The 12,968-nt window shown below is 38.1% G+C and carries 10 protein-coding genes; 3 read left to right on the forward strand and 7 right to left on the reverse strand.

Going from position 1 to position 12,968, the window contains the following annotated elements; genetic code table 11:
* The first annotated feature begins 35 nt into the window (after positions 1 to 35).
* Together HGO23_RS14760 and HGO23_RS14765 are read left to right on the forward strand one after the other, a co-directional pair.
* The gene (locus tag HGO23_RS14760) at positions 36 to 695 is read left to right on the forward strand and encodes a hypothetical protein (protein ID WP_209027118.1); all 660 of its coding nucleotides are present in this window, start codon (positions 36 to 38) and stop codon (positions 693 to 695) included.
* 13 nt (positions 696 to 708) lie between these two features.
* Positions 709 to 1,110 carry a hypothetical protein gene (locus tag HGO23_RS14765; protein ID WP_209027119.1) on the forward strand — a complete coding sequence of 134 codons (402 nt, stop codon included), beginning with the start codon at positions 709 to 711 and terminating at the stop codon, positions 1,108 to 1,110.
* 100 nt (positions 1,111 to 1,210) lie between these two features.
* On the opposite strand, the gene HGO23_RS14770 is transcribed toward HGO23_RS14765, so the two are convergent.
* From HGO23_RS14770 to HGO23_RS14780, 3 genes are all read right to left on the reverse strand, one after another.
* On the reverse strand, positions 1,211 to 3,811 hold the full coding sequence (locus HGO23_RS14770) for an autotransporter family protein (protein WP_244967816.1): 2,601 nt from the start codon (positions 3,809 to 3,811) through the stop codon (positions 1,211 to 1,213).
* Between the two features lie 1,031 nt (positions 3,812 to 4,842).
* On the reverse strand, positions 4,843 to 5,811 hold the full coding sequence (locus HGO23_RS14775) for an IS30 family transposase (protein ID WP_209027116.1): 969 nt from the start codon (positions 5,809 to 5,811) through the stop codon (positions 4,843 to 4,845).
* 277 nt (positions 5,812 to 6,088) lie between these two features.
* Entirely contained in the window at positions 6,089 to 7,597 is a 1,509-nt protein-coding gene (locus tag HGO23_RS14780) for a hypothetical protein (RefSeq protein WP_209027121.1), read from the reverse strand.
* Positions 7,598 to 8,040: 443 nt separating this feature from the next.
* On the opposite strand from HGO23_RS14780, the gene HGO23_RS14785 reads away from it, so the two are divergent.
* Complete coding sequence (locus HGO23_RS14785; protein WP_209027122.1) at positions 8,041 to 8,385, forward strand: hypothetical protein; 345 nt, start codon at positions 8,041 to 8,043, stop codon at positions 8,383 to 8,385.
* A gap of 350 nt (positions 8,386 to 8,735) precedes the next feature.
* On the opposite strand, the gene HGO23_RS14790 is transcribed toward HGO23_RS14785, so the two are convergent.
* The 4 genes from HGO23_RS14790 to HGO23_RS14805 are packed head-to-tail and all read right to left on the reverse strand — an operon-like array spanning position 8,736 to position 12,967.
* A complete protein-coding gene (locus tag HGO23_RS14790) occupies positions 8,736 to 10,250 on the reverse strand; it encodes a conjugal transfer protein TraG N-terminal domain-containing protein (RefSeq protein WP_209027123.1) in 1,515 nt (504 codons plus the stop codon).
* A 2-nt stretch (positions 10,251 to 10,252) separates the two neighbouring features.
* Positions 10,253 to 10,567: a hypothetical protein gene (locus tag HGO23_RS14795; protein ID WP_209027124.1), complete on the reverse strand. Its 315-nt coding sequence runs from the start codon at positions 10,565 to 10,567 to the stop codon at positions 10,253 to 10,255.
* The gene (locus HGO23_RS14800) at positions 10,564 to 11,943 is read right to left on the reverse strand and encodes an integrating conjugative element protein (protein WP_244967966.1); all 1,380 of its coding nucleotides are present in this window, start codon (positions 11,941 to 11,943) and stop codon (positions 10,564 to 10,566) included. The genes HGO23_RS14795 and HGO23_RS14800 overlap by 4 nt, the downstream gene beginning before the upstream one ends.
* Positions 11,944 to 11,989: 46 nt before the next feature.
* Positions 11,990 to 12,967, reverse strand: a complete 978-nt coding sequence (locus HGO23_RS14805) for a TIGR03756 family integrating conjugative element protein (RefSeq protein ID WP_209027126.1) — start codon at positions 12,965 to 12,967, stop codon at positions 11,990 to 11,992.
* Position 12,968 lies beyond the last annotated feature (1 nt).

Raw genomic sequence — 12,968 nt, forward strand, 5'->3', positions numbered from 1 at the left:
ATCAAAACAATTGCTTGTGAAGAGGCCATATCGTAATGAACAACAGCCTTGTACCGCCGTTTTTACCACAAAGCTCCAATGGTATTATTGATGTATCGAAACTAAACCAATCCGTATTGGAGGTATTCATAGACCGATATGAATCCGTCCATATTGGTGATAATATCGTTGTTCATCTGAATGACATATCGTCAGAACCATATTATATTAGAACTGAAAATATCGACTATCCAAAATATGAAATAGAAATACTACTTTCTTCTATTCCTCTGGATAGCTATGATGTTTTCTATACGATTACCGATATAGTGGATAATACATCTAGATCTGAAATTACCCTCGTCACAATTGAAAATTCAGATACTTCTCTTCCTCCACCTCTTGAAGCAGCACTAATAATAACTGGATATCAACAAATCGGTGACGAATACGTAATACTGACAATCCAGGTTCATGATAAACAGACATCTGAACAAATTAAAAATACAGTTTTCTCTTATAAAATAGATCAGGCCGTAAATATAAGTAGTGTGTTAGAAATTAATGGAGATCCCGAAACGATACAGCCCATGACTACAGATGAATACGGGCAGTTCAAAATAAACTTGAAAGGTCAAAAGGGAGGGGCTTGTATTATAAGAGTTACAGCCAATAATCATGTCGGAAACATAAAATATATCATGGGACAAAATTAAGGAGATATTAATAATGGCAACGAAAACACTTAAGTTTATTGATGTAAAAAGTGGGTGGTATATTTCGTATTTTTTTATGACAGAAGCGGGCTATGGCTATAACGTGAAAATATACGATGAAGATACACAAGAAATTTATGCTCAATGGACAAAGCCGGACGATGGAGATAGTGAAATAGATAAATATGATGGTAAATCATTTAAATATATGGGAACAGACGGAAGGCTAGTATGTACTGTCGATTGTCCTGAGAGTAGTCATCTTGATAACAGTTGGAGTGAAGGTTCGATACAACCAAGTTCGGGAACTCCGATACTAGGGAGAACTTATTGTGCAGCTTTTGAGGATTTTGGTGGCTCAATCGATTACAACGACTTCTTTGTTTGTTTGGTAGCGTGGTCCCACGAAGGATAAGCACCGCATTTTGTCATCAAAGTATCTCTTTGAATATTATCACTGTGGGATATCATCCCCACAGTTTTTTTAGTTAATTACGTGGTAGGCATTGACTTAATCACCACGTCACCCTTAGACCAATTTTTGCACTCAGCTCATAGCTATCTGCAAAATTATTAAGGCTGGTGTTAACTGAAGTCTGACCATAGACGAAAGAATTACCCTTATTCCAACTATAGGAACCACCGACACCTGTCTCACCCCAAGTGGGGTCATTCCCACTGAGGAAGACAAGATTAGCCACATCAACCGCGTCATTACGCCCCAGAAGTTCCTGACGAATGTTGAAAAGGCCGTAAAGATTAGCGGCTTTTTCATCCTTGCTCTGATCATCGTGCCACTTTTGGCTGTAGTCTATCGTCGTGCCCACGCGTAATTTCATATTCCTGCTTTGATCAAAGCGGACTTTGGCACCAAATATGTCATGGAAGTTATTCATGTCGATGGAGGAGAACACGAGCTGCGCCTGCGGGGTCAGTGACCATTCTGGACTCAAGTCAAATTGTTGTCCTGTTTCCAGGCTCAACGCATATCCCAGAGCGGACTTATTATTCCCCAGTTGCCGGCTGGCAGTTTTTGAATTCAGGTCATTGCCAAAGTAGGTAACCTGAGCTAACCCATCCAAATAAAATTGATTATTGCCGTACCACGTGCTTGTTGTGCCTATTGTGTAACCCTGCGCACGAATGTTACCTTCACCATGCACAGAGCCTGCATCAGCATTAATATTCGAATATTGCAGGAAAACACCGCCTGCCGCTGAGCCTTGGTCATTTTCATAAAAGCGCCTATCTATGCCGATTTGAGCACGGGTCATGTTATAGGTGATGGCGCCAACACCCGATGTAGAGACACGTGGCGATAATTTACCGTAAGAAGCGGTCATCCGTCCCCATACTCCATTGGGTATCTGGCTTGTACTATCGTCTGTGTTGTGCTCACCAGTAGCGTTTCTGACCCCCTCCATTTCAAACTGCTTGCCCTTACGTCTGCCGATCCGGTCACGCAAGGACGCTGGCGTATTCAGCATCTGTAAAACTCGTCCATAAGCCTCGTAAACGCTAACGCCAGCCTGATAAAGCTGTGTCGGTTTAGCGTTGGGTTTTGAACTGATCAACAATGAGCGCAGATACCAGTTTCCATCCGTATTGTTAGTACCATTCTTATAAAGACGGTAGGCATAGGCACCAGCTACAATGGCAGGATCTCCTCTATAATTATAGTCGCCAACCAGATTGAAAATACCATTTGATGCCCCCAGGACATCAATAACCTTGATACCTTCAGTCGTCTGTGCCCCCGTTCCCCCGACGTTTTTGATCACAAGATGAGTTGAACCCGATGTGCTGCCTTTCACTACAAGTTTGTCAGTCTTTGAGTGATCCCCGCCCAACACGGTTGATAAAGTCACTGTGCCGTTATTGCCCTTGTAATCACTTGCGATAGTCAGTGTACGCCCGACATTTTTGTTATCTCCGCCAAAGAACACAGTGCCACTGTTATTCAAAGCGGAAATTGTTGTGTCATGGTTGAAATAAAGACTACCCGCATTATCAATATTACTGGTGATACTTCCCATTTTATTTCTGTCACCCAGGCGCAATGTGCTGCCAGATAATATCTTGACAGTACCGACATTCATATCGTGGGTATAGGTAATATCCAGATTTTCCGTTGTAGCCCCTTTTCCCCCGATGGTGACAACTGAATTTTTCGACCCGGAAACATTGCCATTCAGGGTTGCATTTGGGCCAGACATATAAAAACTGGCGTTGCCAAGTTCCACATCGCCATCAATAGTGCCTGAATTAGAAATACCATGAGTAATGGTGCCTTTATTATTAATAGAAAACTTATCTCCGCGTATCACGCCTCCAGACTCATTCGTGATGGTATCAACAACGCCTTTATCGTCGATAGAAATTCCATTTCGCTTTCCATATAGCAAGGAAGCATTGGTAATCTGTTTTATCCTGGACGGCCTCATGTTGGAATCATCCAGTAGAGCCTCGCCTTGCCCGGCGACCTGAATTGCGTCCTGCTCAGCCGTGATCCCTTTACTTCCAGAGCGATTATTGAGGTTTTCGAACCGTCCTCCATTTTGAACCAGAACACCATGCTTGGGGCCAGTCACTGTTCCATCATTATTGAAAGTATCGACATTACTGCCAGCATCGATAACAAATGTTGCGAGAGTAGAGCTGATATTATCCTTCAGAGATGTCAATATGCCACTATTATCAAGAGTCTTAAGTGTTGAAGTTATAACAGTTATCCCATCAATCGATCCGCGATTTAGGAGGGTATCTACGTATCCATATGGACCATTATTGGAGCCAATCGCTTCTTGGATCATTATTGCATTAAATGAATTAGGATTATTATTGGCTGTGATTGAGCCATAATTATCTAGCGTATTTATTCGACCAGAAACCCATACGGCGCCGCTCACTCCACTTATGGTTCCATTATTAAGCAACCGCCCAACAGAACCATTGGCAGTTACCGTGACCCCACTGATTCCCTGCAAAAATCCATTATTTTCAATGCTAGTAACGGAAATTTTTTTTTCCAGAATATGGTTAGTACCGATATTGACCGCACTGTATTTCAGACCGTAGATATCGTTGTGGTCATTCCCTTGAGGAACATCAATCAATACGTCCTTCTTGATAGTAAGATTTTCGCCTGATGAGAGATTACAAGAGGTTGTCTCATTTCTAGAAATAGTAGTCTTTGTATTCGACGAGCCGCATGATGATGAATCCGCGATTGCATCAACGCTTATTCCAGGAAAGAAAAATAAAGCCACTCTAAGAGTTATTGGGAATACTGCATGTCTGTATATCTTCATAAGAGGAACCCCTAAATAACTTGATTTTCATTTAAATAATTAAGTGGAGACTATTAAAGTAATTATTACTGTAGAATACATTTACCACAGAGTCGATTATTGCAACCAAAATTTTATATTAATGATTGTCTTAAAGTGGTTACTGGTGAAGGTCATATAGGACCTTGTATTCAGGTCTTTGCAAGAATATACTGCTTTAGCTGATTTTTTAAGATTGTTATTTTGCAAAAATAAAATTTTATGGTTTTATATGAAGGGAGTCATCATTAATAAACTAATTTTTAAACTTTAATAGTAAACTATGTGTAAAGAGCAATGTTTATATTTTAAGGATAAAAATTCGGATTTATAACATTGCCTTTGTCACCTGAAAATTAGATTTAAATAATTTTTTTAGAGGGTAAATATCCATTTTTTGTTGTTAATAAATATAACAAATGTAAGATTTAAGTGAAGAAAAAATTATTATGAAATATATTTTATAGTTTAATTGAGGGTTTGGAACTTCGATTTTTTAGTTTATATGTGAATTTTTGTGATGGGTTTGAATTTACAAAAAGTATCAATCATAGAGTTTTATTTATTCTTTATGGTGGTTTTTTATATATTATTATTTTTTATTTTGTTACTTAATGTGTTTATATTTTTGATAAGGATTTGTGATTATATAGGTTGGGGTTAATTTTTTGTTTTCCAAGTGAGCTTAATATTATTGGCGGTAAATATATATGGTAGTCGTTGCCGATATGTTATGTAATAACAGTGTAGTAAAATACTCGAATATATCCATTAGAAATAATTTCTAAGCTTGCATTCACATAATAAGTGCAACATCGTTACAAACGAAGTAAATGAGTGGGTATTCCTTTAAATAACTCATTTGGTGTTTTGTAATCTCGTGTTTTACGAGGGCGATTATTTAATCGGTTTGCCACAAGGTTAACCTCTCGCTCTGATACCTTATTAAAATCGGTTCCTTTGGGAAAGTAATTTCTGATTAATCCATTCGTATTCTCATTTATCCCTCTTTCCCAAGGGGAATACGGGTGAGCAAAATAAATTTTTGTCTCTAAATTTTTACTGATAAATTCGTGTTCGGCAAATTCGAGGCCGTTATCAAAAGTAATTGTTTTAACTTTATGTTTTATCAATGATAAGTATCTTGTTACCGCTTTTGCGACACCTTCTGCTGTTTTATCTTCAAGTTTAATGATGATAGTAAATAACGATTTTCGTTCAACTAAGGTCAATAATGCACTTTTATGATCTTTGCCAACGAGAGTATCTCCTTCCCAATCACCAATACGCTGCTTTTTATCAACCCATTTTGGGCGCTTTTCAATGCTGACTCTGTTTTTGATTTTTCCTCTTCGTTCATAACTTCCATAGCGTTTACGATACGGTTTTTTAGCAATCCTGAAATGCTGCCATAAATCACCACCATTAAGCTTATCCTTATAAATCAATCTATAAACTGTTTCATGATGCAAAGATATTATATTTTCCCTTTTGAGATAACCGACTGTTTGTTCAGGGCTTAAATCTTGCCAAATTAGCTGTTTAATCAACTTTGTGATCTCTGGTGTAACTTTGACTGCTTTTACAGCAGCATAGCGGCGCTCTGAGGCTTTAAGCTGAGCCTGTTTAGGACAGTATTTCTGTGCTTCCCGGTTTCGTCTCAATTCCCGGCTAATCGTTGATGGGGCTCGATTGAGCGACGTGGCAATAAAGCGTTGTGTAAAACCGGCTTCTTTTAAACTGAAAATCTGATATCTTTCTATTTCGGTCAGTTGTGTATAGGCCATAGTGCATTTTCCTTTGGCGAGAAAGATGCCTACTATAGCAACTGACCGCCTTTCTCAGAAATTGCACTTATTAGTCGAATCCAAGTTTAAATATAATTGAATATAATAAAAAAATAGAATATTAAAGGTAGAGGCTAAAAATGTGTCCGATATTTCTTGACTACTACATATTTATAGATATGTTATTACCTTTCACAAACAATTATCTTAATAAAGGTGACTGCCAAAAAGCAGTAACTATTAGCAATCACATATTCTATTATGGATGCTACGCTACCTAGTTTCCTTCTCCTGGGGCTACTGTACCGAAGCTCCTGGTGAAAAGTTTCGATTTCTGACCCTGGGCAAGACGGCTGTACTCTATCGTGATCAATCCTACAGCATACTCATCTGCTGCCTCATAACCCATCAGTTTATCAGGTGTGATGATAGTCTTATAATAACCAACTGTTGCTACTGTCGATTGCACAGTGTCACTTATCACAATAGGTAAAGGTCGTTTTGGGTTTTGAGTATCAACGCAGTGTGAGATATAGACTTTTATCGTGATCATGTCACCTGCGGCAATTGTATATTCTGGATTACTAACGTCGGATTGTAGTCGAACCTCAAGTCCTTTTGTACCGATGCTGTTGATATTAATTGGATTATATATGCCAATATAGCGACTATATTGGTCATACACCTTTGGAGCAACCAAAGTCCGGTGCTCGTCATTAGGATTTGGACCGTTAATACCGCCGTTGTCATAATTTATGTAATTAAACTTGGATCTTACTGGCGTACCTGTTTGATCAAGCGCAACAAAGCAGAGATGGTTATCTCCTGAATACAGGTCGCTGTAAGCGGCTTTAAATTTATAATATCCGTCTTCTTCTCCTGTTATCTGCTCAGCGAAGAGTTCTTGCTTAAAGGGCGCTTCTTTATCGTCCGTTGTAAACCCGATAATAAAATTGCCAATTTTAGCTCCCTCATAGTGTGGTACCATCACCGTAAACTCATCCTCTTCATCTGGCCTTGTTAAAGTAGAAGACATGAGTGTTTCTTCAATCTCTGGTGGCTCCAAGCTGTAAGCTATATCAGTCGGAACAGCGGTAACAAATATAACTTGTTTTTGATCAAATTCCTCATCATTGAATATCGTATCAAGCTCAACGAACCCACTCACACTCTTAGTAGCGTATATTTTTAGGTTCACCGCAGCTTTTGATGCTTTCTGAATCAGATAATAATAATACAGGTTATCCAGATCAATTTTATAAGGATAAATTTCCGTCATGTCCTCTGTGAATATTCTTAGGGGAGCTGTTGTACGAAGCGGAATATCATAGTTTGAAACTGGGCCACTCTTTTTTATCGTCGGATTGATTGATGCAGAAATAAATGGATTTTTTCCCCCTGGGTCAGCCCCCGTAAATTCAACAGGATTAGGGTCATACAAATAAACCGCTGATCCTCTCAATGCACAAGTATCAGGGTCCAGGTCTGGGTTATCCGCAGGGATATAGGTTACATCAGTATGTGCTTTGTTCAGTGAATCTGAGGTAAACTTGATATGTTGAGGCTCCTTACTTTCACTGGCCTGGAGTATCAGTTGTTGGGAAAATGTTCCCTTAGTAACTTTACCTGGGAATATATGTAGTAGTGTCATACCCGATGGGAGATTAGCACTGACTTCTACGGTATCCGTAATATTTGGTTCACCGCTTATTGAAACAAGTACACTGAAGGGTTGCCCTTTGATAATATTTTTACCATCTGTAGGGAATGTTGTCATGTTAGCCATTATATTATCCTTTCAAAGTATAAATTTTATTTTTAACCTAAAACCACATCTTGTGTGATATGTGGTCAACAGCAAATTTTAACTATGTTTTGAAAATAACAGGAATGACGTATTTATGCTTAGAGCGTACTATATAGAAAAAGTAATATCGACTTCTGAAAGGCTATTTTTACTGAGATTTGCAAACCAGATTACGTTTAAAAAAATAAATGTCAATATACATAACATAAAAAAATTATTATATTTAATCACATTCAAACATAATTAAGATACATTTAAAGTCACATACAAATAAAATTTAAAATCAAATCTCTTCTTTGAAAACTATAAAAACAAATAGTGAAATAGAAAAAATAAAAGCAATCACCTCACCTCATGGACAACGAGCAAAAATTAACCTAACATATTGAGGTAGAAAAAGAACGTTAGAAACGGGAGAAAGTATGAAGAAAAAAACAAAAGCAGCATCACGTGGAGAGCAATGGGGAATAAATGCTGCGCATTTCTATAAGTGGCTTTTCAAAAAGTTAAAGGCGTGGGATGCAACTACTGTTAAGAAAGCAAAATCTATGAATATCCCCGCATGGCTTGGTCATATTCCAGTAATTGCATTATGCTTATTGGTTATAACAATTCTAAGCTTCAGTATATTTATTACTATATCAGTAATAATTATTTCCTTTGTTATAGTAAACATATTCCCTAATATGGGTCCCTGGAAACATGGACATTACGAGATAGATGGTTATCACTATCCTGATGGAAGTATTGATCATAATGATAGATAGTAACCTTTAGCTGCCTGCATTCAAAGTGAGTCATATTTGCAATCATCGTTCTTTTCCAATGCAAGCAGCTAAATTTAAATTACACCTTAACGATATCCATCGGAAAACTAATCATAAAATAACTTAATTGTTTTACCATCATCATGAACATCTATATCTATTGCTTTGTTACTTTTAATTTTTTATTTAAAATTTCTCTTAACTCCAAACCTTCCGAGCTACATTGACTTATATCTGCGGATATATCAACACAATGGAAAAGACATTTATTAAGCTTTTTATTTTCTTTTTCTGTCAACATGATAATGAGAACCTTATTAAAACATTTCGGTATTGTCAGTTATGAAAAATCATTTTTTCAATTTATTAACTGCCGCTTGACCACCTTGACCACCCGCGTTTTTAGATTCGGCAGTTCCTCTTTGCATCGCTCCGTTTTCCAACGTTCCACCGACTTTGACTCCAGCCCAAGATAAAGCTCCCATCCAAACTGCGGGTAATACTAAGAACATTGACCCCATGACAAAGTTGATAATAATGTCATCTGAAGTATTTTGTATTCCCATCAAGTTCCAGCGACTATGTGTATCTGAGCTATATAACGCTTCGATCATCCAGCTATCCAACCAACGAGCTAATTCCCACCAGAACGTTAAGAAATTCAAGGCAAAAATCACAAATGTTAATGTAATTGCTGTTTTAAAGTCGTAGGCTGAAAACATTAAAATCAAAGGCAACATTACATATATAGCCATCAGCAATAAACTCTGAACCATAGGCAGTGATTGCCGCATAGCGTCTAGCGCTGGAAATATTGCTAATGATCCCATAACTTGCCCTACCATAGATCCAGCACGTGTCGCCGTACTCGTCATAGTGAAGAAATCAGCATTACCTCCATATCCCATATATACAGAATTGCCCTGAGACACTTGTAAGCTAGCGGGGCTGACTAAACGGCGAATAACAGCTTCTTGAAACTCCTTTGAATCTTCGTTTATCAATCTTATGGCTGATTTTGCACGTAGCCACATTCCCGGCTCAGCTTGCTCCATTACTAATTTTCTCAGTCCAACTTTTTCATCTGACCACCACTGAGCACAAGTCGGATATCCTCCTATTCCAGTACTAGGATAACCATCATCACGTTTAGAATCCCATGGAAAACCCTCTCTTGGAGTACGTGATTGCAAAGTCTGATAGGCCCCATTTAAAAATGTTCGAGATCCTAGCCATTCTACATCTCTCAAAACACTTTCATTCAACTCCTTACCTTGGTCTTGACTCTTCCAGTCGTATAATGCAAGTGAATAACAATCATTAGTAAAATCCTGTAATGCTGCGACTAATGCACCGTTTTTTATATAGCTATGCTGGACTTCAAAACGAACCTGGCGTAAATCTGGGCGGCATGGAATAGTTGCAACAGAAGCCTGAGTAATCCCCTTAGATAATTTATGGATCAACATCCACCATATTGGTGCTTTAGCCGTTTTATCGTCTAAAGATGAAATAGCACCTCTATAACCAGAGTCTTCTGGCTTTGCTGCTGTCCACGTTCCACAATATTTGCTCCTACTCGAATCAATTTGCATAGTACTAAGACTGACATTAAAAAGCGGAACACAGCAAAAAATCATTACAACAAAAGCACCATAAATTGCATTTTCAATGCGAACAATAGATAAAGTTCCTTTATTCCCTTCATCTTCTCCTTCTTCACGCACTTTTAGCCATATACCCACTACTTTAAATAATAGTGGCACAACAAAAATCCCTGTACTGAGTAATATATTCCATAAGCCATTGTTAATTATCCAACCCAAAAGAGTCAGAAAATACTCAAGATAGTTATTTGTGGTCATGATTACTCTCCACTATTTGTCCAAATTATCATTTCATTGGCAAGGACAAATAACACGCACATTAACACAATACGTTTAAAAGATTGTTTTCCTTCTGAAGGTACTTTTCCTGACCTCCAAAAATCCCATAAAAAGATACCTATCAATATATATATCAGTACCCGCCATAAAAATGAAAAATAGCGCCAATGATACATTAATTGATTAAAGCTTCCGACTAAATCAGGATTAGTCAAACTTAAATGAGCGATAAATAATAACCCCATCATTATAATAATAATAAAAATTGCCCATTTTAAAAAATGCTTAATTTTCATTTTTTATTTCCTTCCATAGCAGGAATACCCAATAAATTTACTCGTTTATCTGTGTTATCCTGAGATTGAGTCTGTGGGTTAGCTAAGGTTCGTTGATGGTCGCGCTCAATAATAGTCAAAACAGTGTTATTAGAAATTTCTCTTCGTAATTGCATTTCATTTTTTAGCGCATTAATTTCACGATCAAGAATATCAATCCGGCGATCACTCTCTTTGACAGCTTGTGACAAATTCGCAGCATTAGGTTCTGATTGTCCGGTCATTAGCATCCTGCGCATGGTTAACACTAATTCAATTGTATCTGCTATGGCTAACTCACCTGCCAAACGCTGTACTAATGCGCCATTGTCAGGATCTCGCCTTAATGATTGAATAACACCTCGTGTAACTACTAAGCTACCCGTTTTTAACTTAGATAAATTTTCAGTTGTTGAAGCAATATTACCGTTGACCAATTTAACTAATTGTTCTTGGTTATATTTAGCTGTCTTTTCAATCACTGGTGCAAATCCAGTTCCAGCTACACTACTTCCAGGCTGGTTTTCTGCTGTTCCGTCTGCACATTGACTGGTGTCTGTACAAGTACGAATTGATTGATCACCCAAAATTTTCACAACAGTTTGTGCGGCTTCTTCACTATTTTTAAATCTCTGACAGGCTCCCCCTGTACACTGACTTGTAGAAATAGTTTGATTACTGTTTACTGGTAAATGATTCATCATATTAAAACCAGCCTTAGCCAGATCACGTGTTGGTTGGATAGCTTTTTGCCCTTTTCCTCCTCGTCTTTGCCCACCAACCCAAGGGATTCCAGCCTCTCCTTTAGCACTATTAAGCTGGTTGTTTGTCCGAACAGCATCACTGCTACCTTGATTCACGATTGTTTTTGACTCTTCCATAACAGCCGCTTGTGACCACCTACTATTATCAGAAAAATCCATCATTCGTTTAGATAGGTTTTGACAGTTAAATTGTGCCTTATCAAAAGCAACATTAGCCTGTAGAACTCCATTAGTCAGCATTTCGTACAATCCTAGATTAGCTCGCTGAATGATTAACCCAGGAAGACTTGCTACAGCTCCTGTTGCTCCTTGAATAACCTCCCCCATTAAATTTTTGAATCCATTTGTAATACCATTTAATTGGTTATTAACGGTAGTTTTTAAATCAAAATTTCCACACATCAAATCATTGGACCATCCCATACCTATTCCCACACGCTGCATAGTACTTCGGCTAGGTGGTTGAGATAAAACAGTGCCCCCTCCAATTGTATAAAACAATTTATCTGATACAGCGCCACTCATATTTTTACCGTAGCCGATTTTATTATCTTCCCAAGCAAAAGAAGAATACGAAATAAATAAAATGCCCATCAATACAGATTGTGAAATAATTTTCTTATTCATTTTTGTTTTTTCCTTAAAAATTAGTACTACTCAGAAATTTCTGCCCACGACGTTTACAACAACTATATGGTTGCCAAAGCGCCCAAGCGTAATTACCATTTTCAGCAACTATCCCCGTTTTATCAGGGAAAACAGCACAGCTATTACTAAGTTGAGGAGATAATCTCTGCCATTTATGATTTTTAGTACCTGTATTTTCTTGCACTGGATCAGGAGGCCAATAACCAGGCTTTCTATTTGCTTTTAGGGGAGAATAAAAATGGGGCTGGCCTGTGCGAGTTATAATATCAGCGACACGCTGAGCTACGACCGCCGCAGCTTTATAATCATCTTGTTGTGTAACAAAGCCGCTACGAGGATAAACATTTCCCCACATATTTCCTGTATATTGCGATCCAATCTCTCTCTTGCCAGGAATAAGAGCTTCAGGGTATAAAGTTTCAGGGATACCTGAACGCCACGGAAAGCTATCTAATGTACTAAGAAAATAGGGATATAACGGCGTTGCAGCACCGCTACAAGAATACCCGGGGATACTCTTTCCAATTAAAGATGCTCCAGGATGCCCAATCGCATCAGCATATTTAAAATGTAGATTATTCTTCCTCTTTGATGTTTTCTGCTCATTATGTCCACCTCCCGCAGATACACCAGACAATGCCCCTGTAACCGCATTTTCCAAACCTCCAGAGGCTCCACTTATCATAGACATTTCTACCCATGGATTTCCGCCTAGTGCATTGTATGTGGATACTACAGCTTCTGGAATAAAATGTTCTACCTTTACTGAAGTTCTTACTTTACACCCCCAAGGAGTGCAGAACAGCCAATAGCAGATCCCTTTTACCCGCCAACTAATACATGATGGCGAGATAGAACTGGCTACAAGAGTAGCACTATTAATACTAGCAACCGCCTGTGGAGTATTAACTACGCCCAGTAACATAGAAACAACCAATAGTTTCAATCTCACTGAAGTCTGCCTTTTCATT

It is taken from the genome of Xenorhabdus budapestensis (assembly GCF_017743015.1).
GTDB lineage: Bacteria > Pseudomonadota > Gammaproteobacteria > Enterobacterales > Enterobacteriaceae > Xenorhabdus > Xenorhabdus budapestensis.